General features: G+C 63.0%; 22 protein-coding genes. 7 read left to right on the top strand and 15 right to left on the bottom strand.

From position 1 onward, the window contains the following. Window positions 1-64 precede the first annotated feature (64 nt). Window positions 65-304 (top strand): hypothetical protein, encoded by a 240-nt coding sequence (locus tag ACQ5BM_RS04485; RefSeq protein ID WP_429808312.1) that lies wholly within the window; start codon window positions 65-67, stop codon window positions 302-304. A 19-nt stretch (window positions 305-323) separates the two neighbouring features. On the opposite strand, the gene nadC is transcribed toward ACQ5BM_RS04485, so the two are convergent. The 5 genes from nadC to ACQ5BM_RS04460 all read right to left on the bottom strand — a co-directional run bounded on the left by nadC (window position 324) and on the right by ACQ5BM_RS04460 (window position 6,498). Beyond that, a complete protein-coding gene (gene nadC, locus ACQ5BM_RS04480) occupies window positions 324-1,232 on the bottom strand; it encodes a carboxylating nicotinate-nucleotide diphosphorylase (RefSeq protein ID WP_429808309.1) in 909 nt (302 codons plus the stop codon). Window positions 1,233-1,384: 152 nt separating this feature from the next. Beyond that, complete coding sequence (locus ACQ5BM_RS04475) at window positions 1,385-2,983, bottom strand: L-aspartate oxidase (protein WP_429808306.1); 1,599 nt, start codon at window positions 2,981-2,983, stop codon at window positions 1,385-1,387. Between the two features lie 59 nt (window positions 2,984-3,042). Next, window positions 3,043-4,122: a quinolinate synthase NadA gene (gene nadA, locus ACQ5BM_RS04470; protein WP_429808303.1), complete on the bottom strand. Its 1,080-nt coding sequence runs from the start codon at window positions 4,120-4,122 to the stop codon at window positions 3,043-3,045. 172 nt (window positions 4,123-4,294) lie between these two features. After that, window positions 4,295-5,533: an MFS transporter gene (locus ACQ5BM_RS04465; protein ID WP_429808300.1), complete on the bottom strand. Its 1,239-nt coding sequence runs from the start codon at window positions 5,531-5,533 to the stop codon at window positions 4,295-4,297. A gap of 98 nt (window positions 5,534-5,631) precedes the next feature. After that, a complete protein-coding gene (locus tag ACQ5BM_RS04460; RefSeq protein WP_429808297.1) occupies window positions 5,632-6,498 on the bottom strand; it encodes an AraC family transcriptional regulator in 867 nt (288 codons plus the stop codon). A 128-nt stretch (window positions 6,499-6,626) separates the two neighbouring features. Between ACQ5BM_RS04460 and ACQ5BM_RS04455 the strand changes: the two genes are divergently transcribed. Continuing rightward, the gene (locus ACQ5BM_RS04455) at window positions 6,627-7,559 is read left to right on the top strand and encodes a phytanoyl-CoA dioxygenase family protein (protein ID WP_429808294.1); all 933 of its coding nucleotides are present in this window, start codon (window positions 6,627-6,629) and stop codon (window positions 7,557-7,559) included. A 63-nt stretch (window positions 7,560-7,622) separates the two neighbouring features. Here ACQ5BM_RS04455 and ACQ5BM_RS04450 read toward each other — a convergent pair whose 3' ends face one another. From ACQ5BM_RS04450 to ACQ5BM_RS04440, 3 genes are all read right to left on the bottom strand, one after another. Then, a complete protein-coding gene (locus ACQ5BM_RS04450) occupies window positions 7,623-8,474 on the bottom strand; it encodes an MOSC domain-containing protein (protein ID WP_429808291.1) in 852 nt (283 codons plus the stop codon). A 181-nt stretch (window positions 8,475-8,655) separates the two neighbouring features. Continuing rightward, window positions 8,656-9,312: an HD domain-containing protein gene (locus ACQ5BM_RS04445; protein ID WP_429808288.1), complete on the bottom strand. Its 657-nt coding sequence runs from the start codon at window positions 9,310-9,312 to the stop codon at window positions 8,656-8,658. 6 nt (window positions 9,313-9,318) lie between these two features. Next, on the bottom strand, window positions 9,319-12,138 hold the full coding sequence (locus ACQ5BM_RS04440) for a DUF2339 domain-containing protein (protein ID WP_429808285.1): 2,820 nt from the start codon (window positions 12,136-12,138) through the stop codon (window positions 9,319-9,321). Between the two features lie 295 nt (window positions 12,139-12,433). Here ACQ5BM_RS04440 and ACQ5BM_RS04435 point away from each other — a divergent pair, with 295 nt between their 5' ends. Beyond that, window positions 12,434-14,446, top strand: coding sequence for a PhoX family protein (locus ACQ5BM_RS04435; RefSeq protein ID WP_429808283.1), 2,013 nt, complete (start codon window positions 12,434-12,436; stop codon window positions 14,444-14,446). A gap of 345 nt (window positions 14,447-14,791) precedes the next feature. Here ACQ5BM_RS04435 and ACQ5BM_RS04430 read toward each other — a convergent pair whose 3' ends face one another. Both ACQ5BM_RS04430 and recO read right to left on the bottom strand, forming a co-directional pair. After that, window positions 14,792-15,301 carry a PaaI family thioesterase gene (locus ACQ5BM_RS04430; protein WP_429808280.1) on the bottom strand — a complete coding sequence of 170 codons (510 nt, stop codon included), beginning with the start codon at window positions 15,299-15,301 and terminating at the stop codon, window positions 14,792-14,794. 120 nt (window positions 15,302-15,421) lie between these two features. After that, window positions 15,422-16,168, bottom strand: coding sequence for a DNA repair protein RecO (gene recO / locus ACQ5BM_RS04425; RefSeq protein ID WP_429808277.1), 747 nt, complete (start codon window positions 16,166-16,168; stop codon window positions 15,422-15,424). A gap of 215 nt (window positions 16,169-16,383) precedes the next feature. Between recO and ACQ5BM_RS04420 the strand changes: the two genes are divergently transcribed. After that, entirely contained in the window at window positions 16,384-17,127 is a 744-nt protein-coding gene (locus ACQ5BM_RS04420) for a L,D-transpeptidase (protein WP_429808274.1), read from the top strand. Window positions 17,128-17,152: 25 nt separating this feature from the next. On the opposite strand, the gene ACQ5BM_RS04415 is transcribed toward ACQ5BM_RS04420, so the two are convergent. Beyond that, the gene (locus ACQ5BM_RS04415) at window positions 17,153-17,512 is read right to left on the bottom strand and encodes a hypothetical protein (protein ID WP_429808271.1); all 360 of its coding nucleotides are present in this window, start codon (window positions 17,510-17,512) and stop codon (window positions 17,153-17,155) included. Window positions 17,513-17,629: 117 nt separating this feature from the next. Next, window positions 17,630-18,112 (bottom strand): SRPBCC domain-containing protein, encoded by a 483-nt coding sequence (locus ACQ5BM_RS04410; protein ID WP_429808268.1) that lies wholly within the window; start codon window positions 18,110-18,112, stop codon window positions 17,630-17,632. 49 nt (window positions 18,113-18,161) lie between these two features. Here ACQ5BM_RS04410 and ACQ5BM_RS04405 point away from each other — a divergent pair, with 49 nt between their 5' ends. The 3 genes from ACQ5BM_RS04405 to rkpK all read left to right on the top strand — a co-directional run bounded on the left by ACQ5BM_RS04405 (window position 18,162) and on the right by rkpK (window position 20,991). Then, window positions 18,162-18,494, top strand: a complete 333-nt coding sequence (locus ACQ5BM_RS04405; RefSeq protein ID WP_429808265.1) for an ArsR/SmtB family transcription factor — start codon at window positions 18,162-18,164, stop codon at window positions 18,492-18,494. Window positions 18,495-18,564: 70 nt separating this feature from the next. Then, a complete protein-coding gene (locus ACQ5BM_RS04400; protein WP_429808262.1) occupies window positions 18,565-19,608 on the top strand; it encodes an NAD-dependent epimerase in 1,044 nt (347 codons plus the stop codon). Between the two features lie 69 nt (window positions 19,609-19,677). Next, window positions 19,678-20,991 carry a UDP-glucose 6-dehydrogenase gene (rkpK, locus tag ACQ5BM_RS04395; RefSeq protein WP_429808260.1) on the top strand — a complete coding sequence of 438 codons (1,314 nt, stop codon included), beginning with the start codon at window positions 19,678-19,680 and terminating at the stop codon, window positions 20,989-20,991. Between the two features lie 45 nt (window positions 20,992-21,036). On the opposite strand, the gene ACQ5BM_RS04390 is transcribed toward rkpK, so the two are convergent. From ACQ5BM_RS04390 to ACQ5BM_RS04380, 3 genes are all read right to left on the bottom strand, one after another. Further along, entirely contained in the window at window positions 21,037-21,354 is a 318-nt protein-coding gene (locus tag ACQ5BM_RS04390; RefSeq protein WP_429808256.1) for a hypothetical protein, read from the bottom strand. Window positions 21,355-21,559: 205 nt separating this feature from the next. Next, window positions 21,560-23,866 (bottom strand): Tex family protein, encoded by a 2,307-nt coding sequence (locus tag ACQ5BM_RS04385; protein ID WP_429808254.1) that lies wholly within the window; start codon window positions 23,864-23,866, stop codon window positions 21,560-21,562. Between the two features lie 215 nt (window positions 23,867-24,081). Then, window positions 24,082-25,389, bottom strand: coding sequence for a class I SAM-dependent methyltransferase (locus tag ACQ5BM_RS04380; protein ID WP_429808251.1), 1,308 nt, complete (start codon window positions 25,387-25,389; stop codon window positions 24,082-24,084). Window positions 25,390-25,487 lie beyond the last annotated feature (98 nt).

Here is a 25,487-nt window from a genome sequence, read left to right as displayed (position 1 = left end):
GACGAAACGCTCGTGGCCTGCGCTCCGCCAGAACGATGCGAAATTTTCGACTGAGGTAAGCCCAATGCTACTCGCACTGACCCTGCTGACGTCGCTGCTCGGCAGCCCGCCGCAATCGGGGATCGACGAGAAGCCGAAGATGCCCGACTATTTCAAGAATCAGCTCGGCTCGCAGCCGCAGACAACGATCTGCAATCTCAGCAGCCAGGATTCGAACGGACAGTTCCGAACCTGCCGCTATGATTGCGGCACGCAAATCACCGTCGGCCAACGTTTCGTCTGCCCGTTCATCATGCAGCGCTGACCCCACCGAGGGTGGCGGACTACCGCTCGATCACCACATCAAGTCCGATGTCGAGCGTCGGCGCAGCCATGGTGATCTTGGAGGTCGAGATGTAATCGACGCCGCTCTCGGCGATCGCCCGCACCGTATCGATCTTGACGTTGCCGGAGGCTTCGAGCCGGGTGCGGCGGGGGTCGAGTGCATAGGCGTCGGCGGAAAGCTGCCAGTGCGCCCGGTTGACCGCGACCGCCTCGCGAAGAAGGTCCGGACCCATATTGTCGAGCAGGATCACGTCGGGCGCCGCTGTCAGCGCCTCACGCATCTGCTCCAGACCATCGACCTCGATCTCGATCTTGACGAGATGGCCGCAATAGGCCCGCGCCGCGTGAATGGCACTGGCAACGCCGCCCGAAACGGCGATGTGGTTGTCCTTGATCAGCACCGCGTCATCGAGGCCGTAGCGATGGTTGGAACCGCCGCCGAGGCGCACGGCATATTTTTCGAGCGCGCGCAGCCCCGGGATGGTCTTGCGGGTGCAGCAGATCTTCGCGCGGGTATGGGCGATCTCGTCGGCGAATTTCGCCGTATAGGTCGCAATGCCCGAGAGATGCATGAGGAAGTTCAGCCCGACACGCTCGGCTGACAACAGACCGCGGGCGCGACCGGAAATGCGAGCGATGGCTGTTCCGGCCGCCACTCGGTCTCCGTCCGCCACCAGTGCTTCGACGCGGATCGACGGATCGACAAGGCGGAAGGCCGCCCGGGCGAGATCCAGCCCGGCGACGACGCCCGGATCGCGGGCATTCATGCCGGCCGTTGCCGTCAGTTCCGGCCCGATCGTCGACAGCGTGGTGATGTCGCCGGCACGGCCGAGGTCCTCTGTCAGTGCGGCGCGCACCTGGTCCTCGATCATCAGTGCGGGCAGTTCGGGGCGGAGGGCTGCGGTCATTATCACTGGTCCTGATGTTCAATCGAATAGGCGGCGGCCGGCAGATGCCGGCCTGCTGCAGGTTGCCTTGAACCCTAACCGGTTCAAGGGCGCAGCAATTCAAAGCGCTACGGCGATCTATGCGCGGCAGAGAGGACGCGCAGCGCCGTAGTTCATGCCGCTTCCGTTTCCGCCAGCTCCTGGGCCAAACGGTTGGCGTCGGCGAGCGTCAAATAGGTGCGGCGGCGCCATTCCGGCCGCTCCGACGGGCAATCGGCGCGGAAGTGACCCCCACGGCTTTCGGTGCGACGAAGCGCGCCGACAGTGATCAGCTTGGCGGTCGTGATGATGTTGGTGAAGCGCATGCGGGTATTCTCGCGCTCGAGCACCGCGATCTCCCGGATTGCTTTCAGCAAGCTCTCGCGGGTGCGGATCACGCCGACGCAATCGCTCATGACCTGGCGGAGAATCTTGAGCTGCGGGCTGTCCTCCACCGTCACGGGGTCGTCGTTTTCGCCGGCATTGTCGCCCCATTCGGTGAGCTGCGGCGTCGGCAGCGTGCCCTTGATGTTCTCGGCAATGCGGGCCGCAAAGACGACCGCTTCGAGCAGCGAGTTGGACGCGAGGCGGTTGGCGCCGTGCACGCCGGTCGAGGTCACCTCGCCGGCGGCCCAGAGGCCATCGATCGAGGTGCGGCCTTCAGCATCGGTGAGTACGCCGCCCATGTGATAGTGGACCGCCGGCACCACCGGGATCGGCTGGGTCACCGGATCGATGCCGGCCGCGATGCACGAGGCATAGACGGTCGGGAACATCTCGGGGAAATGTTTGCCGACCGCCCTGGTGCAATCGAGGAAGGCGCCGCGCCCGGCCTGGACCTCGGCGAAGACCCCGCGCGAAACGATATCGCGGGGTGCAAGCTCGCCGTCCGGGTGGATATCGAGCATGAAGCGGTGTCCGGCCGCATTCAAGAGATGGGCGCCGTCGCCACGAAGAGCCTCGGTCGCAAGCGGCGCCGGGTCCTTGCCGATGTTGATCGCGGTCGGGTGGAATTGCACGAATTCCGGATCGGCGACGATCGCGCCGGCACGCGCCGCCATGCCGACCCCCTGCCCGCAAGCTTCCCACGGATTGGTCGTTACCGCATAGAGATGGCCGACCCCTCCCGAGCAAAGCACGACGGCACGCGCCGGGAACGATACGCGCTTCTTCGACTGCCCTGCATCCGGACGCGCGATGACACCGGAGATGAACCGGCCCTCGCGAACCAGTTCCTCGACGACGTACCCCTCGATTACGCGGATTGAAGGCGTCTTGCGCACCGCGGCAATCAGCGCCTCCATGATCGCCTTGCCGGCCATGTCACCTTTGACCCGGACGATGCGGCGTTCGGAATGCGCCGCCTCGCGCGAGAGCAGCAACTTGCCTTCGAGGTCGCGATCGAAGGGCACGCCATATTCCAAGAGATCGTGAATGCGCGCCGGACCTTCGGCCACCATCATCCGCGTCATCTTCTCGTCGACAATGCCGGCGCCGGCGGTGAGCGTGTCGGCGACATGCTTCTCGAATGTGTCGCCGGGGCTCATGGCCGCGGCGATGCCGCCCTGCGCCCAGGCTGAGGAAGCGCCATGGCCGATCGGTGCGGCAGCAAGGATCGTTACCGGCCGGGGGCTCAGCTTCAGCGCACAGAACAGCCCGGCCAAGCCACCGCCGACGATGACGATGTCGTCAATCCCGTTGAAGGATTGCGGGCGAAAATGGTCGGTCAGCATGGTTCATTCTCCTCCAATGCGCATGCCTGCATCCGGATGAACATCACCCGGCAGAATTGTTACTGCTTGAGATTCACCATGCGTTCGACCGCCAGGCGGGCGCGATCGGCGATTGCGGGGTCGACGAGAACCTCCTCCGTCATGGTGAGCAGGCTGTCGAGGATCTTCGGCAGCGTGATGCGCTTCATGTGCGGACAGAGGTTGCACGGCTTGACGAATTCGACGCCCTCGATCTCGGCCTGGATGTTCGATGCCATCGAGCATTCGGTGACGAGCAGCACCTTCGACGGGCGGTTGTCCTTGACATAGTTGATCATGCCCGACGTCGAACCGGCGAAGTCGCAGACGGCAATCACATCCGGATGGCATTCCGGATGGCCGATGATTTCGATCCCCGGGTTGGCTTCCTTGTAGGCAAGCAACTCGGCAGCGGTGAAGCGCTCGTGCACCTCGCAATGGCCCTTCCAGGTCAGGATCTTCTTGTTGGTCTGGCGCGCGACGTTCATTGCCAGATATTCGTCGGGGATGCAGAGCACCGTGTCGGACTCCAGGCTTTCGACGACGGCGAGCACGTTCGAAGAGGTGCAGCAGATGTCGGTCTCGGCCTTCACGTCGGCCGACGTGTTCACGTAGGTCACGACCGGAACGCCCGGATAGCGCTGCTTCAAGAGGCGCACGTCGGCACCGGTGATCGATTCCGACAGCGAACAGCCGGCCTTGGCGTCGGGGATCAGAACCGTTTTTTCCGGGTTCAGCAGCTTCGACGTTTCCGCCATGAAGTGCACGCCGCATTGGATGATGATCTCGGCATCGACCTTCGTGGCGTCGCGCGCAAGCTGCAGCGAATCGCCGACAATATCGGCGACGCAGTGGAAGATGTCGGGCGTCTGATAATTGTGTGCGAGAATGACGGCATTGCGCTCTTTCTTCAGCCGGTTGATGGCATGAACATAGGGCGCATAGGCCGGCCACTCGATCGCCGGGATGAAATCCTTCACCTTCTCGTAGAGATGCTCGGTCTCGCGCGCGACCGCAGGCGTGAAGGCAAGCTCGGGTCTTTCGATGATACCGAAACGCTCCGCGGCGGTGACAGGGACCGGGTTCGCTACCGCCTCAGTGCGGGGTGCAAGGCGCGTCATCGAGATCTCCTTTCCGCCCCTTTTTTCGGGCGGGCTTTCAATTATGCTCAAACTGAGCATAATTGAACCAAAACAAAAGCGGCAAAGCCGCATGGGTTGATTTAGAAAGTTTTGTGACAGAATTCAAGAATGGAGCGCTGCTTTTCGCAGCGCCCCCGATTTTGATGGGCGATCAGGCCATGGCCGGCCGTGCCACGCCCTTTTCCTCGATCGGCCAATGGACGATCGCCGCGAAGACGCCGAGCGCCACGCCGAGCCACCAAACCGGATCATAGGAACCGAAGTGGTCGTAGAGATAGCCGCCCATCCACACGCCCAGGAACGAGCCGACCTGATGCGAGAGAAAGACGATGCCTCCGAGCAGGCCGAGGTGGCGGGTGCCGAACATGATGGCGACGAGCGCGTTGGTCGGCGGCACGGTCGACAGCCAGAGCAGGCCCATGACGATCGCGAAGACGATGACGGAGACCGGCGTCTGCGGCAGCAGCAGGAAGGCCGTCACCGCCACCGAGCGGGCGAGATAGATCAGCGCGAGGAAATAGGGCTTCGAATAGCGCTGCGCGATGAACCCCGCCGACAGCGAACCGATGATGTTGAAGAAGCCGATCAGCGCCAGCGCAATCACCGCATAGCGCGCGTCGATGCCGATATCGCCGATATAGGCCGGGAAATGCGCGGTGATGAAAGCGACCTGATAGCCGCAAACGAAGAAGCCCGAAACCAGGAGCAGGTAACTCCTGTGGCCGAGCGCTTCCTTCAGCGCCTCGCCGATCGACTGCTTGTACTGCGCCTCGCTCTGGCGACCGGAGGATGCATTGCCGCGCAGCGGGATGGCAAAGAACGGCACCAGCAGCATGAGGATGCCGAGATAGACCAGGCTGTCCGACCAGCCATAGGCGGAGATCAGCCCCTGGCTCAAAGGCGCGAACAGGAACATGCCGGCCGAGCCCGCCGCCGTGCAGATGCCGAAGGCGAGCGACCGCTGATGCGGCGTGACGTTACGGGCGAAGGCTGACAGGAGAATGCCGAAGGAGCCGGAGCCGACCGCCATGCCGACGAGCACTCCGCCGCCGATGTGCAGCCAGATCGGCGCGTTGGCGAAGGCCATGATGAACAGGCCGGCAGCATAGAGAAGCCCCGACATGGCGAGCACCCGCCAGGTTCCGAAACGATCGGCGATCGCGCCGAAGAAGGGCTGGCTCAAGCCCCAGCATAGGTTCTGCAGGGCCATGGCAAGGCCGAAGGTCGTCCGGTCCCAGCCGGTATCGGCGAGCATGGGCAACTGGAAGAAGCCCATCGCCGAGCGTGGGCCGAAGGTGAGCATCGCAACGATCGAGCCGGCCGCGATGATCAGCCAAGGCATCTCCCGGCTGGCACTGGACGGCGCGCATGCTCCGGAAACAGCGGACATGGAATATCTCCGATTGAAGGAGCGGCATCCTATGCGGCGGCTAAAATAGAGAAAAGCCAATTAAATTGACGCCGCGATCACCGGAATTGATGCCCGCCTCACCCGGCGCTGCGGAAGCGGCTGCGAAACTCTCTGGGTGTCATGCCCTTGACCGCCTTGAACTGGCGATTGAAGTTGGCGATAGAGCGATAACCGACGGTTTCGGCGATATGGGCGATCGATCGTCCGGATCCGCTGAGCAGCGCACACGCCTCTCCAATCCTCAACCGCATCAGATATTCCGAGACCGGCATATTGAGGTGACGCAGGAACAGGCGATGCAGGCCTGACAGACTGAGTGCGGCAAGGTCGGCGAGTGCAGCCATCGACGGGTTCTCGGTGTAATGCAGATGGATATGATCGAGCACCCGGTCGAGCCGGCCGCGATCGACCGATCGCCCTGACGGCATGACGACGCGGGTCGACAGCGGCACAACCTCTTGCTCGCGTGCCAGGAGCGTCAGCAATGACAGGACATCCGGCAGGCGTTCCTCCGGAGCCTGCCGACGCAAGCTCTCGAACAGCGGGCGCACACGCGCGGCCACTTCCCGGGTGAATTGCAAGCCCGGTGCCGATCGCTCGAACATGGCCTTGACGCCGGCGAGCTCGACGAAGCCGTCATCGAGACGCTCCACCCATTCGGGATGAAACCAGAGAACCAGCGCCACGTGCGGCTCGAGGGCGTCAACCTTGCTCGAGGAGTGCCAGGTGTGCGGCAGGTTGGAGCCGACGAGCACGAGATCGCCGTCGTCATAGGCGCCGACGTGATCGCCGATGAAGCGCTGGCCCCGCGAGTTGAGCGTCAGCGTCAGCTCGAACTCCGGATGATGGTGCCACTGGAACGGGATGGAATCGTCGAGGCGGCGGTCGAGCAGGATCGACGAGGCGTTGGTCGCTCGCGGGATCTTCTGCAAAACTGCCTTCATGTTGCGCTACTCCGTGATGTGACGCCGGAATAGTATCACTTTTGGCATGCTCCGTGCAACACGGCCGATGAACAGAAGTCTAGGTTTTCTCCATCGACCAATCGAACATTTGAGGCGAGGAGACACCGATGCAGCCACTCAGAGACAGCCACCCGACGGCTGCCAATCTCGGAACGCAACTGAAGGACATCAAGAAGCGGCTGCCGTTGCGCGTGCTTTCGGAAGCGGACTGGCAGCACTGGATCACCAAGGGCTACGTCATCGTGCGCCAGGCGGTGGCACCGGCCAATGTCGAGCGCCTCGTCGACCTGCTCTGGCGCTTCGACGAGAAGGATCCGAACGATCCTTCCACTTGGTATGCGCCGCAGCGGCGCGAACACAAGATGAAGGAACTCAACAATACCGGCATGCTGGAGATCTACAATCACCAGTATCTCTGGGACAATCGCCAGGAGCCACGCATCTACGGTGCCTTCGTCGACATCTGGGATCGAGAAGACCTTTGGGTGACGATCGACCGCGCCAACCTCAACCCACCGAAGAAGGTCAAGGGCAACCCCAACGGCTTCATCCATTGGGACGTCGACACCTCCATTCGGCCGTTGCCGATCGGCGTTCAGGGCGTGCTCAGCCTGAAGAAGCAGGATGGCGACGTCGGCGGCTTCCAGTGCGTGCCGGAACTGTTCGAGAACTTCGAAAGCTGGGAAAAGACCCAGCCCGCCGACCGCGATCCGATGCACCCTGATATGACCGGCCTTTCGACCGTCAACATCGAGATGGAGGCCGGCGACCTGATGATCTTCAACAGCCTGCTCGCCCATGGCGTGCGGCCCAATCATTCCGACGGCCGCGTACGGATGGCGCAATACATCTCCATGCATCCGGCGGAGTGGGACGACGTCGCCGAGCGCGAGGAACGGGTGCGGCTGTGGCGGGAACTCGACCACCCGAAGCGCGATGCGTTTCCCGGGGATCCGCGTGAATGGGAGAAGCGCAACGCCTCCCCCGCCAGCCTCTCGGACCTCGGCGCCAAGCTACTGGGCATCACACCCTGGGCGTGAGAGGTTCCGATAAATTAGAGCGGGATGCGGGCGGAAACCGCACGCACGTTTCCTCATCCCGCTCTATGCCGAAGCACGCACCTTCATCGGCCAGCGCTCGCCGCGCCGGCCGATGACCTTGACCTCGTCGCCGAGCGTTACAGTGCCTTCGCTGCGCGGCACCGCATTCCAGCCGAAGAGGACGCCGGCCACGCGCCGGTCGGCCGACATGCGCTTTTCGGCCAGGCCCTGGATCGGGTTGCCGCCGACGCGCTCGCCGGTAAGTTGATCCTGTGTCGTCATGATGCAGCGGGCGCAAGGCTTGACGAGATCGAACCGAATGCCGCCGATCTCGACGCTTTCCCAGAAGTCTTCCTCCCAGGCTTCGTCGCAATCGACGAGGATATTGGTGCGGAAACGATCCATGCCGACGGGTTCCTGACCTTTTTCGGCGAGCGTCCGGTTGAGATCGGCGAGCGAGCCTGTCGTCGTGATCAGGATCGGGAAGCCATCGGCAAAGCCCACAGGGGCCGCCGTACCCGCCCATTCGGCACCGACCAGGCGCTCGGCCGAGGCGTCCATGTGGGCGAGCTTGACCGGACGGCCGAACCATGCGGACAGGACTTCGTCCGTCGCATCGTCCGACACGGCAGCATCGACTTCGCTGCCCCAGACCTGGACGTTGCGCCGCCGATCCGGATCAAAGCGTACCGCAATCTCGCTGCCACCCATCTTCAGGTGCACGCCGCCATCGATGTGGCTGGCCTCAACCTTCGCCAGCGCCTGCAATTCGCGCTGCGTGATGAAGCGCCCATCCGGCTCGATCAGCATGAAGCGCCGGTCGCCCACGAGACCGTCGAGATGGACGACAACCGACTCTCGGGCGATCGCGCGGCCGCTCTTCAGCGGATGAATGTTGAGGCCGATCACCTTCATGGGCAATTCCTTCATCTTCAAAAATTGATTCAAGCGCCTGACGATCCGATTCACCTGGTCGCCATAATCTGTTGAAACGGCTGGATCATTTTTCTGTTTCGAGGAAACAGCGAATTGATCCAGCTTTTGAAAAGCCGCAAATCCGAGCGGAAAACCGTTTCATGCTTTTCCTGGACTTGCTCTAAATTTCATCGAGCATCATGGCAAGCACGTCGCGTAGCCGTCGCTCGCGCTCCATGGCCAATCGGCGGCCTGCGTCGGTCTTGAAGCCATCGGCCAGCCGGAAGAGCTTGGTCTCGAAATGATCGATGGCGAAAGCCTTGTCATCGAGCGGCCTTGCCTCCGCCAGCGGATCGAGCGGATCATAGAGGCCGCTGCCCATGCGCCCGGCGATGTAGAAACACCGCGCGGCACCGACCATGCCGATCGCATCCAGCCGATCGGCATCCTGAAGGATCTTCGCCTCTAGCGTCTCCGGCGGAATGTTGGCGGAGAAGCTGTGGGTCAAAATGGCATGCGCTACAGCGGCCGTGTCCGCTGCGTCCCATCCGAGATCTTTCAGGATGCCTGTCGCCTTCTCCGCCGCCAACCGCGATGCCTCAGTGCGCAAGGGCGAGTTCTTCTCGACCGAAACGCAATCATGCAGCAGCACCGCTGCGGCAAGCGGCCGGGCATCGCCACCCTCCTCCGCATGGATGCGCGCGGCGTTCTTCCAGACGCGGATCAGATGGGCGGCATCATGCGACCCGTCATCGGCGGCAAAGGCATGCGGCAACAGCACCGCTGCGAGCTCCTCATGCGGCGCGAAGGCTGCCGCGAGTTTCGAAATGCGTGTCATGACATCCTATTGCCGTTCGGCCGCGTTCGTCGGTGCCGTCGATGCGGCGCCGGCACCGGACAGGATCTTCTGGTAGAAAAGCCCGATGCCGATCAATACCCCGCCAAGGCCAATGAAGGACAGTGCCCGCAGGAAACCTTCGAGGTTGGACATGTCGATCAGGAACACCTTCAGCACGGCGACGAAGACGAGAACGGCCGAAGCGATGCGGATGCTCTTGGCATGGAAGCGCGAACCGAGCACGAGCAGCAGCACGCCGAGCAGCAGCCAGACGACCGAATAGGTGTAGGTTTCTCCCTGCAGGAAGCCCTTCCAATCCGCGATGTTTTCCCCCTGCCACGCACGGCGCACGGTAAGGCTGGCCCAAGCGAAGGCAAGGACCGCGCCGCTGACGGCGAGCGCCATGACATAGGGCAAAGGCCGCTTGTCGCGCGCGTACCAGGCGAGCCCGGCATAGCCGAGCCCCGGCAACAGATAGCCGATCAGCAGCAGATCAAAGAACGGGATACGGCCCAGCAGTTCGCCGCTGAAGTAGGGATTGAGGCCGAGGAGATGCGCCGACAGCACCGACAACATCGACAGCGCGCCGAGGCCCATGCCGCCGTAACGGAACACGGGACTCGGCGACTTCATGTCGAGGCTCACGAAGATGGCCGACGCTCCGATCGCCAGCAGCGTGTAGATCGACTGCTCGCTGAGCGTCGGCACCGAACTGTCGAGCACGCCGCCGTTCATCGCATGGCGCACCAGGATCGCGAGCGTCAGCAACACGAAGAGGCTTGCCAGCGCCTGCAGGAGGTTGCGCACGCGCGTGTCCGGCCAGGACCTGAGGAAGTAGGCCGAACCGGCGAGGAGCGCGGCGGGAATGCCGTAGCCGGGCAACAGCGCGTTGAAGACGGGCGTGGTGCCGAGATTGCCAGCACCGACGATCGTCGGCTCCCAGGCGATGCGCCCGAGAACGACGACGGCCGCCGCGCCGGTCATCCATGGCAGGATCGGCCAGGTGCGGATGCGCGTCGCGAGCGCATAGGCCGTACCGAGCACAGCAATCGCAAGTGTCGTGACCAGCCCATCCGTCCAGGCATGGAGCGCAAGAACGAAGAACGCGAACGAACCGGCCACCAGCAGGCCAGCCGCCGTGTCGCGCGCCCCTGCCCCGCCGTCACGGCGGTAAAGCCAGTCCGCCAGCGCGAGCAGCGCCGTGCCGAGGACGAGCGAGAACAGGCCGTGCGGCAGGTCGAAGGCGTAGTTGCCGGTCATCAGGAACGACATGGCCGTCAGCGCGATCGGGACGCCTGCGGCGATGCCGGCCCAGAGGGTCGAATATTGCGGATGCGTGACGAGGCGGCGCGACAGCACGAAGCCGCCGAGCATCACGAACAGCGCCGCAAGCAGCATCGCGGTGATCATGGCGGTCCGCCCGGGCAGCACGATCGTCGGGAGAGCATCGGCCAGCGAGGGATCGAGATAGGCGAGCACGCCGCTCAGCGCCGTCAGGCTCCAGACGCCGGCGACTGCGCCGACCGCGGAAAGCACGGCGGGATAGACCGCCGTCGCCCGCCACGCTCCCAAAGCCGCCAGCGCAGCAATGACCACGGCAAATTCCGTCACTGGATATTTGACCGCGGTCACCGCAGGGCTGATGAGAAGGAGCGCCAGAACCGTGGCGGCGATGGCCGCAGAAATGGAAATTGCCGCATGCGGCGGGATAAACAGCCGCTCCCACGGTCCGGCAACGGCGCCGCGTCGCTCCACCTCGTCAGGCACCTCGGCCGCGGGCGCTGCCTCCGTAGCCCCCGGCCAGACAAGACCGATGCCCGCGATCATCACCAGCAGCGCAAAGGCGATCGGCAGCGGTTCGAATGGCGAGATCGCACTGATATAGGCGAGCCCCCAAAGCCCGATGCCCGCATTGGCCAAAGTCGGAACCACGGTCCAGGTCCGCAGCCGCGAGGCCAACAGGGTCGCCACCCAGACGATCGACAGGAAACCGAAGAGCACCCAGGGGCGCGGCTCGTCGCTCGAGACGAGTGCCGGCGTTGCGAGCGAGGCAAGCAAACCGAGGCCGGCAAGCGCCTGCCCATGCAGCAGCGACAGACCGACGGTCGCCAGCGAGATTGCGGCGAGGAGAACGAATGCTGTACCGGTGCCGATATAGCCGTAGATGTCGTAGGCGGCATAGGCGACGCCAAAAAGGGTGACGGCACCGGCCGCCGTCAGGATGCCGGGGATCATCGCGTTCTGGAACTCATTGGCGATGACAGGCACGGCGCGCCTGCGAATGACGTCCCCCGCCGCCATCAGCAGGAGGGCGAACAGGGCGGCAAGTGTCAGGCGAACCGCCGGGCTCAGGAGGCCGGCATCGATTGAATATTTGACCATGAAGACGCCGCCGAGTGCGAGCGCGATGCCGCCGACCCACACGGCCCAACGCGCACCGAGGCGGCTTTCAAGGCTTTCGGCCTGACGGGTCGCGGCCATGACCGGTTGCGGCGCTTCCGTGCTGGCGGCGATCGTCTCGTCGCCCTCGATGTCTTCCGCCGCTTTCTCCGCATTGCCAAAGATCCGGGTGCCCTCGTGCACGCTGGCCGGCAGGTCGACGGTGGTGTCCTCGGTCGTCTCCGTTTCCGCCGGCAATTCTGGCGCAGCGGCGAACTCTTCGCTCGCAGCTTCGGCCTGAACGCCTTCGCGCGACGAGGCCTTCAGGCTTGCGACCTCCGCCCTCAGGGTGGCGAGTTCACGCTCCAGCCGCTCGGCCGTCTTGCGGCCGCCGAGAAAGGCGGCAAGCGCCAGGATAACGGCAAAAAAATCAAAGAGTTCGAACATGGTTTCCCCAGACAGTCGCACATGCAAACCGCGCGCAACCATACAAACTTTTACGCGCCCGCCAAATCTCTACAGCGCCGCGCGTCTCATCCGACGTGCAAAGATCGCTGCAGCGCCCTGAATTGCCGCATGTTTCCTTAAATCGGAGACGAATTAAGGAAACATGCAGTAGACGGGCGAGCGCTGTAATCTCTTCACGGAAATGTCGCAGAACTGTCATCGGGCAACTGATACAGGCGGATGAGCACCGCCGTCCCGCGCGGTGGTTTCCATCGTTCAACCAGGAGACCCGATCATGGACAAGCATCTCGGCCAGGCGGAAGAGACCGAATTCAAGACGCTGACGGAACGCAGGGAAGAGCTGGAAGACATCGGCCACAACTGTTCCACCAATCCGACGATGGGCGACATCATCCATCGCCGCTTCTCGCGCCGCTCGTTCATCGGCGGCTCGCTTGCCGTTGCCGCGATTTCGACGACCGTCAGCCCGCTCGCTCTCCTGACCGCCGAAGAAGCGCGCGCCGAAGAAGGTTCGCGTTTCGACTTCACCGAGATCGAAGCCGGCGTTGATGAAAAGCACCATGTCGCTGAAGGCTACGATGCCGATATCTTGCTGCGCTGGGGCGACAAGATCTTCGCCGACAGCCCGGAATTCGACCCGAAGAACCAGACGGCCGCCGCCCAGGAAAAACTCTTCGGCTACAACAACGACTATGTCGGCTTCATCCCGCTCGACGGCAGCGCCGACCACGGTCTCCTGGTCGTCAACCACGAATACACCAATGCCGAGCTGATGTTTCCGGCCTTCGCCAGCGTCGTGAAGGAAAAGGTGACCAAGGACGGCAAGGAAGTCGAGGAAGAGAAGGTCGTTCTCGGCGAATATACCAAGGAACTGGTCGACATCGAGATGGCGGCCCATGGCGGCACGATCATCGAGATCCGCAAGGTGGACGGCAAGTGGCAGCCGGTTCTCGACGGCAAGCACAACCGCCGCATCACCGTCAACACCGAGATGCAGATCACTGGCCCGGCCGCCGGTCATGACCGCCTGAAGACGCAGTCCGATCCGACGGGCAAAAAGGTCTTCGGCACGATCAACAACTGCGCCGGCGGCGTCACGGCCTGGGGCACCTACATGATGGCCGAAGAAAATTTCAACGGCTATTTCGGCGGCGAGATTGCCGAGGATCACCCGGAATACAAGCAGCTCAAGCGCCTGGGCGCCCCGGGCGGCCAGTATGAATGGGCCTCCTTCTATGACCGGTTCGACATCTCCAAGGAGCCGAACGAAGCCAATCGTTTCGGCTGGATCGTCGAGGTCGACGCGCTGGACCCGACTTCGGTGCCGAAGAAGCGCACCGCGCTCGGCCGCTTCAAGCATGAAGGCTGCGAATCGATCGTCAACAAGGATGGCCGCGTCGTGCTCTATTCCGGCGACGACGAGCGTTTCGACTATGTCTACAAGTTCGTGACCAAGGGCAGGTTCAACCCTGATGATCGTGCCGCCAACATGGACCTCTTCGACGAAGGCACGCTCTATGTCGCCAAGTTCGATGAAGACGGCACCGTCACCTGGATGCCGCTGGTCCACGGCGAGGGCCCGCTGACCGAAGCCAACGGCTTCGCCTCGCAGGCAGACGTGCTGATCAACACCCGCCTTGCCTCCGACGCACTCGGCGCCACCAAGATGGACCGTCCGGAAGACGTTCAGCCGAACCCGAAGACGGGCAAGGTCTATGTGATGCTGACCAACAATACCAAGCGCAAGGCCGAACAAGTCGATGCCGCCAACCCGCGCGCCAAGAACGCTTTCGGCCATATCGTCGAGATCACCGAGACCGACGGCGACTTCGCTTCGCTGACGAGCCGCTGGGACGTGCTGCTGAAGTGCGGCGATCCAAGCGTTGCCGATGTCGGCGCTTCGTTCTCGACCGCCACCACCAAGAACGGCTGGTTCGGCATGCCCGACAATTGCGCCATCGACGCCGACGGTCGCCTCTGGGTGGCGACCGACGGCAACAACCAAAAGGAAACCGGCCGCACCGACGGCATCTGGGCGATCGACACGGACGGCGCAGCCCGTGGCACGTCGAAGCTCTTCTTCCGCGTTCCGGTTGGTGCCGAAATGTGCGGCCCCTGCTTCAACCCGACGTCGGACACCTTCTTCCTCTCGGTCCAGCATCCGGGCGACGCCGGCCTTGCCACCTACGAGACGCCGGCAACCCGCTGGCCCGACTTCAAGGATGACATGCCGGTTCGCCCGGCCGTCGTCGCCGTGACCAAGCAGGGCGGCGGCCGCATCGGCTGATCAGGACTGCGGATCGCAAACGAGACGCCGCGCAGCTCTGCGCGGCGTCTCGTTTCCGGAGTTGTTTTTAGTGACGCAATTCCGGACGGAAAACCGCTTCGCACTTTTCCTGGAATTGTAGTTGAAGCGACGCAATTCCGGACGGAAAACCGCTTCGCACTTTTCCTGGAATTGTAGTTGAAGCGACGCAATTCCGGACGGAAAACCGCTTCGCACTTTTCCTGGAATTGTAGTTGAAGCGACGCAATTCCGGACGGAAAACCGCTTCGCACTTTTCCTGGAATTGTAGTTGAAGCGACGCAATTCCGGACGGAAAACCGCTTCGCACTTTTCCTGGAATTGCTTTTAACGCCGCAGATTGTCGATCGGGAAGATCGCGCAGGTTTCGGTGCCATGGGCCAGCAACTTGCCGTTTCCGTCACGAAGCCAGGCTTCCGATGTCGCGATCGTCCGGCCGCGATGCACGATGCGCCCCTCGCAGAAGACCTCACCCATGCCGGGCAGCAACGGCCGCACGAGGTTTACCTTGAACTCGACGGTCGTATAGGCTTCGCCCGGTTTCACCGTGGTGAAGACGGCGCAGCCGAGCGCGGAATCCATGATCGTCGCCGTCCAACCGCCATGAACCGTGCCGAGCGGGTTGAGATGTTCCTCGGTCGGCAATCCCTTGAAGACCACCCGGCCCTCTTCCACTTCGCTCAGTCCGAACCTCAGTGTCTTGGACATTGGCGGTGCCGGCAGCTCGCCGCTCAGCAGATCATGCATCGCCTTGAGACCGCCGTCGCGGGCGACACGGTCGAGCGACAGCACGCCGATGCCGGATACGGACATGCCGGGATAAAGCTCTTGATACATCGATAGCTCCTACTGCATGTTGCCTTTAATCGTTGCCGATTAAAGGACAAAAACATGCAGCACTTCAAAGTGCTACAGCGACCTTTGCGCGTCTGATAAGACGCGCGGCGCTGTAGCGGATCAGGCGGAGGAGGATTGCGCTTTCAGCGCTTTGAGTGCCGCATGGATGAAGCCGTCGCGCGCGGAAGATACGTCGAGGCCGCGCGGCTCATAGACATGGCGGTTGAGGAAGAAGGCGGTTAGGCGGAAGGCGGCGGCAAGGCTGTCGTGATCCGCTGCCCGGCGCGTTTGCGCGGAAAGGAACTCCGGTAACGCCAGCATCCGGTCGGCGTAGCGTTCCCCCGCCGCCCGGCAGACCGCCCTGCCCGATTTCGGCGAGACATAGACCAGTTCGGTGCGCGCACCGGTCGCGACACATTCCGTGAGGTCGAGCCCGAATCCGAGGTCGTTGAGGACCGCAAGCTCGAAGCGCACGAACAATTCTCCTGCATCGGCCGGATCGGCGAGATGATCGACGATGACGGTCAGCGCCTCGTAGAGATGCGGATGCGGGTCGCGCTCCGGGAGGAGCCGCAGGAGCGCACCGAGAGCCTGGATGCCATAGACCGAGGTTGCCGTCTCCATCAGCCGGGCGGCACGCAGCTCCACCGGTTCGATGCGGAATTCGCCCATATGCTCGTCAAGCCGGGCGCGCCAGGTCACTTCCACCGAATTGCCCGGCTGCAGCACCGGCTGCATGATGCGCGAGCGGCCGGAGCGCACCATGCCGAGATGCCGGCCGTGGGTGGCGCTCATGACCTCCACGATGGCCGAGCTTTCGCCGTGCCGCCGTATCCCGAGAATAATGGCCTGATCGCTCCATTGCATGGATATGGCATACACCCGCGGTCGAAAGCGGATCAAGCTATGTTGCGAGCGCAAGCGCCACGCGGCCGGGTGTCGCCTTTCGGCCACACTCATTGGTTGCCTCATTTGCGACATGCTGTCGCCGCCCCGACGCCGTCTTTGACATTAGAACGGAAGAGCGGCAAAAGCCGTGCCTCCCGCCCAAAATGACAACCAGCAGGATCAAAATTTTCATTATGTGTGTGTCCCGGAACAGCGCCGGCCGCCTGGCGCAGCTCTTCGCCCTTCTTCTCGCCACCTCGACGCTCGCCAGTTGCGTCACCACGTCGGGGCCGGCCAAGCCGAAGGGACCGGATCCATACTATGTGGCGATGTACGGGCCGCTCCCGAATGAGAAGTTCCCGCTGGATGCGATCGATATCAGCAAGGTCGACAAGCGCTATCTGCGCCAGCAGGTCGCCTATCAGACGCATGAGCCGCCGGGCACCATCGTGATCGATACGCAGAACCGCTTCCTCTACCTCGTCCAGGATGGCGGCATGGCGATGCGCTACGGCATCGGCGTCGGCAAGGCCGGCCTGGAATTCGAGGGCGAGGCGCGCATTGCCCGCAAGGCCGAATGGCCGCGCTGGACGCCGACGCAGGACATGGTGGCGCGCGAGCCCGAGCGCTACGGCCCGCTTGCCGGCGGGATGGAGCCGGGTGTGCGCAATCCGCTTGGACCGCGCGCGCTTTATCTCTTCCAGGGCAACCGCGACACGCTGTTCCGCATCCACGGCACGACCGAGGCCTGGTCGATCGGCAAGGCCGTCTCCAGCGGCTGCATCCGTCTCTTCAACCCCGATATCATCGATCTCTACAGCCGCGTGCCGCTCGACTCGCGTGTCGTGGTGCTGCAGGCCGAACCGCCGATGACGGAGCCAGCCACAGGCGTGCCCATGGCGAGCGCTGCAAATGGCGGCCTGCCCCCGGCCTATTGATACCTGCTCGGCGAAGGCCGGGCGCCTACCAGGCGTCCGGCCTTCGCACCATGTGCACTATATTGGCCGGGTTCATGATCCAGCCGCCGCGAAAGCCCTCGCCGAGTTCTTCCACCGAATCGCATCGCACGGCACCCTTGTCAGCGAGGTGGTCAAGGGCGCCGGCATGGTCGTCGGTGAACAGTTCGAGCCATACCTCGGCCTGGCTGTAGTTCGGCGCCTCGTCGATCCAGAGTTGGTTGGGCCCAAGCTTGAAGCCGATGGCAGGCAGCTTCTCCTTGATCGGCTCGAGGCCGACAGCGTCGCGATAGAAGGCGACGACCGCCTCGTGCTGGTGCGAGGGAACCTTCATCGCGATGTTGACGCCACCTGTGATTTTCGTCATGACGCAATCTCCCGTTGCCGCTCGACACGCACCGATGCGGCTCATTGTTTATCCTTAGACTGTCGAAAATTCGCACGGTTCAGCCGTGAAAAGCCGGGCCGTAAGCTCCCGGCTGACTCAGGCCTGAGGCTCGAGCGCCGGCTTGCCTGAGAGCTCGCTGAGGTAATAGCCCTGGCGCAGGTTGATGCCGTATTCGAGCCAGGCCTTCATGCAGGCAAGCATCTGCGACCAGCCTTCGCAGTTGACATAAGACCCCTTCTGCCCCTGCTCATTCTCGCGGCACCCTTTTTCGGCGATCGTCACCATGGTGGCGCCGTCGTCCAGAGACTGGAAGCGCAACTCCACGCGGGTCTGGTAGGGGTCATCGCCCTCGGCAACCATGGCGTCCCAACGGAAGACGATCCGCTCGTTCTTCTCGACCACCTCGACCTGGACCGGTACTTCGCCCCACCATTTCACCGTAGCCCCGGCGACCAGCGGTCCGCTGATGCCGCCGAGGGTGACGAAATAGCGACTGAGCTGATCCGGATTGACGACGGCATCGAAGACCTCTGTGACGGGGCGATCGATCCGTCCATTCACACGGAATTCGAAGGGCATGGGTGTTCCTCCTGTTGAGCGCAGCCAAAATATGTTATAAAAACATAACATGTCAACCGATTCGAAAGACGACCTCGTTTTCAAGGCGCTGGCCAACGGCCTCCGCCGCCAGATGCTCGACGCCATGAAGCATGGGCCGCAGACCACCGGCATGCTCTGCGAACAGTTCGGCAATCTCGATCGCTGCACCGTCATGCAGCATCTGAAGGTTCTGGAAGAAGCCGAACTCGTGCTCGTTCGCCGCGAGGGCCGCGAGCGCTGGAACCATTTGAACGCCTTGCCGATCCAGGCCATCCACGAGCGCTGGATCAGCCAATATGCGGGACACGCGATGTCGGTCCTCTCCGCCCTGCAACAGGGACTGGACCGGCCATCGGAGTGATGGATTCGACTTTCCATCGCCCGGCTTTCTTCGTAAGAACGCCCTGACAACACAATCTGGGGACATGGTCGTGCGCTACCTCATCACCGGCACCGCGGGCTTCATCGGTTTTCATCTCGCCAAGCGTTTGATCGACGAGGGACATTTCGTGGTCGGCTTCGACGGCATGACGCCCTATTACGACGTCACGCTGAAGCAGCGCCGGCATGAAATCCTGGCACGATCGAACGGCTTCAAGGCCGTCGTCGGCATGCTCGAAGACCGCGCGGCGCTGAGCCATGCGGCGGAGATTGCCGAGCCCGAGGTCATCATCCACCTCGCGGCCCAGGCCGGCGTGCGCTACAGTCTCGAAAATCCCAAGGCCTATGTCGATTCCAACCTCGTCGGCTCGTGGAACATCCTGGAACTGGCGCGCGAACTCGGCCCGAAGCACCTGATGCTCGCCTCGACGTCCTCGATCTACGGCGCCAACGAAAAGATCCCGTTTGCGGAGACCGATCGCGCCGACGAGCCGATGACGCTCTATGCCGCCACGAAGAAATCGATGGAGGTGATGGCGCACAGCTATGCCTATCTCTACAAGGTTCCAACCACGGCCTTCCGCTTCTTCACGGTCTATGGCCCTTGGGGACGGCCCGACATGGCGCTGTTCAAGTTCGTCGACGCCATCCACAAGGGACAGCCGATCGACATCTATGGCGAAGGCCGCATGAGCCGCGACTTCACCTATATCGACGACCTCGTCGAAGGCATTCTCCGGCTCTCGCACGTGGCGCCGGCGGAAGAAAACCGCGTGTCGTCCGAGAAGGCCGAGGACACGTTGTCGCGCCAGGGGCCGTTCCGGGTCGTCAATGTCGGCGGCGGCCAGCCGGTCGAGCTGATGACCTTCGTCGAGACGGTCGAGAAGGCCGTCGGCAAACCGGCGCTGCGCAACATGCTGCCGATGCAGCAGGGCGACGTGCCGCGCACCTATGCTTCTCCCGATCTGCTGGAGGCACTGACCGATTTCAAACCCTCGATCCCGGTGGAAGAAGGCGTGGCGCGCTTTGCCGCCTGGTATGAGGAATATTACAATGTCGGCGGCAAAGCCGGCCCCTCGGCCCCGCAGGCATAAGCACGTGCAAACCGGCATGGTTTGCGCGTTCACCGACAAGAGCTCGCCAGACAACAAAGGAAAGAGCCTATGAAAATCACGATGATCGGCGCCGGCTATGTGGGCCTCGTTTCCGGTGTGTGTTTTGCGGATTTCGGCCACGACGTCGTTTGTCTCGACAAGGATGAGAGCAAGATCGACGCGCTGATGCAGGGGCGGATCCCGATCTTCGAACCCGGCCTCGACCAGCTGGTCGCCAGCAACGTCGCCTCGGGCCGGCTGTCGTTCACCACCGATCTCGTTGCCGCCGTCGCCGACAGCGACGTGATCTTCATCGCGGTCGGCACCCCTTCCCGCCGCGGCGACGGTCATGCGGACCTCTCGTATGTGTATGCGGCCGCCCGCGAGATCGCCGCCAATCTCCAGGGCTTCACCGTCATCGTCACCAAATCCACCGTTCCGGTCGGCACGGGCGACGAGGTCGAGCGCATCATCCGCGAGACCAATCCCGGCGCCGATTTCGCCGTCGTCTCCAATCCGGAATTCCTGCGCGAGGGCGCAGCGATCGAGGACTTCAAGCGGCCTGACCGCATCGTCATCGGCGTTGCCGGCGACGACGAGCGGGCACGCGACGTCATGACCGAGGTTTACCGGCCGCTCTATCTCAACCAATCGCCGCTCGTCTTCACCTCGCGCCGCACCTCCGAGCTGATCAAGTATGCCGGCAATGCCTTCCTGGCGATGAAGATCACCTTCATCAACGAGATGGCCGATCTCTGCGAAAAGGTCGGCGCCAATGTCCAGGACGTCGCCCGCGGCATCGGCCTCGACGGCCGCATCGGCTCGAAGTTCCTGCATGCCGGCCCCGGCTACGGCGGCTCGTGCTTCCCGAAGGACACGCTGGCCCTGGTCAAGACCGCCCAGGATCACGATGCGCCGGTGCGCCTCGTCGAGACCACGGTTGCGATCAACGATAACCGCAAGCGGGCGATGGGACGCAAGGTGATCGCGGCCGCCGGCGGCGACGTGCGCGGCCACAAGATCGCGATCCTCGGCCTCACCTTCAAGCCGAACACCGACGACATGCGCGACAGCCCGGCGATCGCCATCGTGCAGACGCTGCAGGATGCCGGCGCCCACATTGTCGGCTATGACCCGGAAGGCATGGAGAACGCCAGGAAGATCATCGACGGCATCGATTACGCCGGCGATCCCTACGAGGCGGCCAACGAGGCGGACGCGCTGGTGATCGTGACGGAATGGAACGAGTTCCGGGCGCTGGATTTCCGCCGCCTGAAAGCGGCGATGAAGACGCCGGTTCTCGTCGATCTCCGGAACATCTACCGCCAGGACGAGGTCGCCAAGCACGGCTTTGCCTATTCCAGCATCGGCCGCCCCCTCTGAGAGGTCCCAGCCGGCGAGAGGCCGCGCACGGTATGGCGCGGCCGGCTATGCTTTTGGAACCGGCAGTGGCGGCAGAGCTTCCCAACTCTTGCCCGCAAGGATGACGCAGCTGCGGCCGTTGACGTCGGTGACGATCAGTGTCCAGCTGCCGTTGTCGGCCGCGTAGACTTCCATGATCGCCTGAGGATTGATGAGCGCGGTCGCGGCTGGTTTTTCCCGATATTGTCGCGCCAGAAACTCGATCACCTCGGATCGGTTCGCGCAATTTATGGGGGCTTGGGAAACTGCCGGAACCGGGCGCGCCATCACGCCTGCCGCCAGAAGGGCGGCCAGCGCGCAGCCGCGGATCACCTTGCGTACCATCACGCAACTCCTTTCACCGGATGCCCGGCGGAGGAGGAGTTTCCGCTGACCTTTTCCGCCGTCTATCCGGCCGCTCGATCGGCACATTGCTCACAAAGCTGCACGTGCCACGATGAGGAGAGTATGGCGGAAAGCCAAGATTATTACAATTATCTAAATTATAGACTATCCCTCGGGGCGCCGGAGCGCCCCAATGGAGGCACAGCTATTTGCGTTTCATCGCTTCCATCAAGGCCGCGCCGAAGGCGCCTTGCGACGGCGCTTGCGGCTTCTGCTGGCGCACGGGCGCACCGCGGTTGCCACCATTCGGTGCACCCCCACGCGCCTCTCGGCCAGACTCGACGCCACCGTCCTTCCGCATGGTCAGACCGATGCGCTTGCGGGCGACGTCCACCTCGGTGACGCGGACGGTCACGACGTCTCCGGCTTTCACCACTTCGTGCGGATCCTTGATGAAGCGGTCCGCCAGTTGCGACACGTGTACAAGCCCGTCCTGGTGCACGCCGATGTCGATGAAGGCACCGAAGGCCGCAACATTGGTAACGGTGCCCTCGAGCTGCATGCCGACCTTCAGGTCCTTGATGTCGTCGACACCCTCGGCGAAGGTCGCCGTCTTGAAGCTCGGGCGCGGGTCACGGCCCGGCTTTTCAAGTTCGGCCAGGATGTCCTTGACGGTCGGCAAGCCGAACCTTTCGTCCACGAAGGTCCTCGGATCGAGCTTCTTCAATGCAGCGCTGTCGCCCATCAGCGCGCGCACGTCGCGGCCGCAGGCGGCAACGATCTTCTTGGCAACGCCATAGGCTTCCGGATGCACGGAAGAGGCGTCGAGTGGCTCCTTGCCGTTCGGGATACGCAGGAAGCCTGCGCACTGTTCGAAGGTACGCGCGCCAAGCCGCGGCACCTTCAACAGCTCCTTGCGGCTTTCAAACGGCCCGGTCGCATCGCGATGCGCCACGATCGCCTCCGCCGAGGATTTGCCGAGACCGGAAACACGGGCGAGCAGCGGAGCCGACGCCGTGTTGACGTCGACGCCGACGGCATTCACCGCATCTTCCACCACCGCATCGAGCGAGCGGCTGAGCTTCGACTGGTCGACGTCGTGCTGGTACTGGCCGACGCCGATCGATTTCGGCTCGATCTTCACGAGTTCGGCCAGCGGATCCTGCAGGCGACGGGCAATTGAAACGGCACCGCGCAGAGAAACGTCGAGGCCGGGGAACTCCAGGGCGGCGGTTTCGGAGGCCGAGTAAACCGATGCTCCGGCCTCGGAGACGATGACCTTGGTCGGCTTTGGCGCAGGCAGTTGCTGCAGCATGTCGGCGACGAGCTTTTCGGTCTCGCGGCTACCCGTACCGTTGCCGATCGCGATCAGTTCCACCTTGTGCTTGCGGACCAGCGAGGCGAGCTCGGCCTGCGTTCCGCGAATGTCGTTTTTCGGCGGGAACGGATAGACAGTCGTCGTTTCGAGGAGTTTGCCGGTGCCATCGACCACGGCGACCTTGACGCCGGTGCGGATGCCCGGATCCAGACCCATCGTCGGCCGCGATCCCGCGGGTGCGGCAAGCAACAGGTCCTTGAGGTTGCGGGCAAAAACGTGGATCGCCTCCTCTTCGGCGCGCTCGCGCAGTTCGCGCATCAGGTCGAGCGACAGCGACATGGAGAGCTTCACGCGCCAGGTCCAGCCGATCATCTCGGCCAGCCATTTGTCACCCGGCAGATGGGCGCCGACATTGTAGTCGGCGGCGATCATGCGCTCGACAGGCTTGACCGGCGAGGTATCGTCCTGGTCGACGACGATGTCGACGGAAAGCACCTCTTCGTTCCAACCGCGCAGCATCGCCAGCGCCCGGTGGCTGGGCGTCGTCGCCCAACGCTCTGAGTGGTCGAAGTAGTCTGAAAACTTGGCGCCGGCTTCCTGTTTGCCTTCGACCACCTTCGCGCGCAGGAAGGCGGCGCCCTTCATGTGGTTGCGCAGGCGGCCGAGCAAGTCGGCGTTTTCGGTCATGCCTTCGGCGATGATGTCGCGGGCGCCTTCGAGCGCCGCCTTCACATCGACGACCTCGGCAGACAGGAAGGCGGTTGCACGATCGGCCGGCGCCATGGAGCGATCGGCAAGGATCGCTTCGGCCAGTGGCCCGAGGCCGCGCTCGCGGGCGATCTCGGCCTTGGTGCGGCGCTTCGGCTTATAGGGCAGATAGATGTCTTCGAGCTCGGCTTTGGTTTCGACGGCGGCGATCTTGGTTTCGAGTTCGTCGGTCAGCTTGCCCTGCCCGCGGATCGACTCGAGGATCGACGCCCGACGTGCCTCGAGTTCGCGCAAGTAGGTCAGCCGCTCCGACAGCACACGCAGTTGCGTATCGTCCAGCCCGCCAGTCACTTCCTTGCGGTAGCGCGCGATGAACGGCACCGTTGCCCCCTCGTCCAGCAGTTCGACAGCGGCAGTAACCTGAGAAGCTGTTGCCTTGATTTCACTGGCGATGATGGCGGAGATCGATTTTGCGGGGCTGACCATGGGCAATTCCGTCTTTCCTGCAGCGCTTCGAAGCACTGCACGTTTTGTCCCTGGATCGCAGACGATCCAGGGAAACAGGCAGTTCGTTTGGCTGGCGACCATAGAGGCGCAGAGCTTCCAGGCCAAGTGAAGGCTTTCGGAGGAAATCCGGAACTCCACAGAAGATGGGAGGTGGCCATCCCCGGCCCCCTGGGAGCCAAGGAGATGGCCTTGGATCAGACTGCGATGGCAGCCGGCTCGATATGTTCTTCCGGCGGCGCCTCATCCCAATTGTTGACCGGTTCGAGCGGCGGCCGGCGTTTTTCGAACTCGATCAATTGCCGCTCCCGCTCCTCGATGTAACCGCGCGAGACCGGAACGGCATCGAGAGAAGGTGAAAGCTGGAGCTGGAAGATGAAGTGCTTGTCGTAGAGGAAGGCCGTTTCGGAAGCCGCCAGATAGAATTCCCACATGCGGAAGAAGCGTTCGTCGTAGAGCCGCACCGCCTCTTCGCGGCGAGCGACAAACCGCTCCCGCCATGCACGCAAGGTCCAGGCATAGTGCATTGGCAGGATCTCGATATCCTTCACCAGGAGCCGCATGCGCTCGACCGACGGCAGAACCTCGGAAAGAGCGGGAATGTAACCGCCGGGGAAGATATATTTTTCGATCCATGGATTGGTTGCCCAGGGCTTGTAGACCTGGCCGATCGAATGCAGCAGCATGACGCCTTCAGGCTTCAGCAACTCCTTCATCTTGTTGAAGAAAATTCCGTAGTTTCCGATGCCGACATGCTCGAACATACCGACGGAGACGATGCGATCGAACTGCCGCCCCTGCATGGTGCGGTAGTCCTGCAGTTCGAAGCGGACACGATCGGAAAGCCCGCGCCTGGCGGCGCGATCACGGGACACCTTGAGCTGTTCCTCGCTGAGCGTGATGCCGGTGACCTCCACCCCGGAGGATTCGGCCAGATACATGGCCATTCCGCCCCAGCCGGACCCGACTTCCAGCACCTTCTGCCCCGGCTCCAGCAGAAGCTTCGCGGCGATGTGCCGTTTCTTGGCAAGCTGGGCCGCATCGAGCGAGATGCCCCGCGGCTGGAAATAGGCGCAGGAATATTGCCAGTCCTCATCGAGGAACAGGTTGAAGAGCTTGCGATCGAGATCGTAGTGATGCGCAACATTGTGCCGGTTGCGGTTGACGGGCATGCGGCTCCGCACTTGTTGGCGCAGGACATGCTGCAGGGCCGTCAGCGTGTTGGCAAAGGTTGCCGCATTCTCCAGCCCATTGTCCTTGACGATCGAAAGCACGTCGAAGATGTCGCCTCTTTCGATGACGACGCGCCCGTCCATGTACATCTCACCGAAGCGAAGGCCCGGGTCCCGGACGATCGCTTTCTCCGCTTCTGCATCGACGATGCGGATCGATGCCGGTTTTCCGGTGCCGTCACCCAAGATGACCTGTTCGCCGGAAGAAAATGTCACCGTCAGGTTGCCGTTGCGCACCAGGCGACGAAGCAAAGTCAACAATGCTGCATTCATATCCCACCCCTACCAGACCTACAGACGTGTCCTGGTGCATGAGAGATGCGACGGGTCGGCTCGTTCGGGGCTTGCGGGAGGTGCGCCAGCGCGCATTG

It is taken from the genome of Ensifer sp. B1-9 (genome assembly GCF_050474445.1).
Taxonomy (GTDB): Bacteria; Pseudomonadota; Alphaproteobacteria; order Rhizobiales; family Rhizobiaceae; genus Ensifer.
This window is presented reverse-complemented; position numbering and strand designations above follow the sequence as displayed.

Excerpts from the sequence above, each read along its gene's own strand:
- nadC (WP_429808309.1), bottom strand. The coding sequence starts at position 1,232 with ATGACCGCAGCCCTCCGCCCCGAACTGCCCGCACTGATGATCGAGGAC.
- ACQ5BM_RS04485 (WP_429808312.1), top strand. The coding sequence starts at position 65 with ATGCTACTCGCACTGACCCTGCTGACGTCGCTGCTCGGCAGCCCGCCG.
- rkpK (WP_429808260.1), top strand. The coding sequence starts at position 19,678 with ATGAAAATCACGATGATCGGCGCCGGCTATGTGGGCCTCGTTTCCGGT.
- ACQ5BM_RS04420 (WP_429808274.1), top strand. The coding sequence starts at position 16,384 with ATGTGTGTGTCCCGGAACAGCGCCGGCCGCCTGGCGCAGCTCTTCGCC.
- ACQ5BM_RS04450 (WP_429808291.1), bottom strand. The coding sequence starts at position 8,474 with ATGAAGGTGATCGGCCTCAACATTCATCCGCTGAAGAGCGGCCGCGCG.
- ACQ5BM_RS04440 (WP_429808285.1), bottom strand. The coding sequence starts at position 12,138 with ATGTTCGAACTCTTTGATTTTTTTGCCGTTATCCTGGCGCTTGCCGCC.
- ACQ5BM_RS04385 (WP_429808254.1), bottom strand. The coding sequence starts at position 23,866 with ATGGTCAGCCCCGCAAAATCGATCTCCGCCATCATCGCCAGTGAAATC.
- ACQ5BM_RS04410 (WP_429808268.1), bottom strand. The coding sequence starts at position 18,112 with ATGCCCTTCGAATTCCGTGTGAATGGACGGATCGATCGCCCCGTCACA.
- ACQ5BM_RS04460 (WP_429808297.1), bottom strand. The coding sequence starts at position 6,498 with ATGAAGGCAGTTTTGCAGAAGATCCCGCGAGCGACCAACGCCTCGTCG.
- recO (WP_429808277.1), bottom strand. The coding sequence starts at position 16,168 with ATGCAATGGAGCGATCAGGCCATTATTCTCGGGATACGGCGGCACGGC.
- ACQ5BM_RS04430 (WP_429808280.1), bottom strand. The coding sequence starts at position 15,301 with ATGTATCAAGAGCTTTATCCCGGCATGTCCGTATCCGGCATCGGCGTG.
- ACQ5BM_RS04405 (WP_429808265.1), top strand. The coding sequence starts at position 18,162 with ATGTCAACCGATTCGAAAGACGACCTCGTTTTCAAGGCGCTGGCCAAC.
- ACQ5BM_RS04435 (WP_429808283.1), top strand. The coding sequence starts at position 12,434 with ATGGACAAGCATCTCGGCCAGGCGGAAGAGACCGAATTCAAGACGCTG.
- ACQ5BM_RS04415 (WP_429808271.1), bottom strand. The coding sequence starts at position 17,512 with ATGACGAAAATCACAGGTGGCGTCAACATCGCGATGAAGGTTCCCTCG.
- ACQ5BM_RS04455 (WP_429808294.1), top strand. The coding sequence starts at position 6,627 with ATGCAGCCACTCAGAGACAGCCACCCGACGGCTGCCAATCTCGGAACG.
- ACQ5BM_RS04445 (WP_429808288.1), bottom strand. The coding sequence starts at position 9,312 with ATGACACGCATTTCGAAACTCGCGGCAGCCTTCGCGCCGCATGAGGAG.
- ACQ5BM_RS04475 (WP_429808306.1), bottom strand. The coding sequence starts at position 2,983 with ATGCTGACCGACCATTTTCGCCCGCAATCCTTCAACGGGATTGACGAC.
- ACQ5BM_RS04465 (WP_429808300.1), bottom strand. The coding sequence starts at position 5,533 with ATGTCCGCTGTTTCCGGAGCATGCGCGCCGTCCAGTGCCAGCCGGGAG.
- ACQ5BM_RS04380 (WP_429808251.1), bottom strand. The coding sequence starts at position 25,389 with ATGAATGCAGCATTGTTGACTTTGCTTCGTCGCCTGGTGCGCAACGGC.
- ACQ5BM_RS04390 (WP_429808256.1), bottom strand. The coding sequence starts at position 21,354 with ATGGTACGCAAGGTGATCCGCGGCTGCGCGCTGGCCGCCCTTCTGGCG.
- nadA (WP_429808303.1), bottom strand. The coding sequence starts at position 4,122 with ATGACGCGCCTTGCACCCCGCACTGAGGCGGTAGCGAACCCGGTCCCT.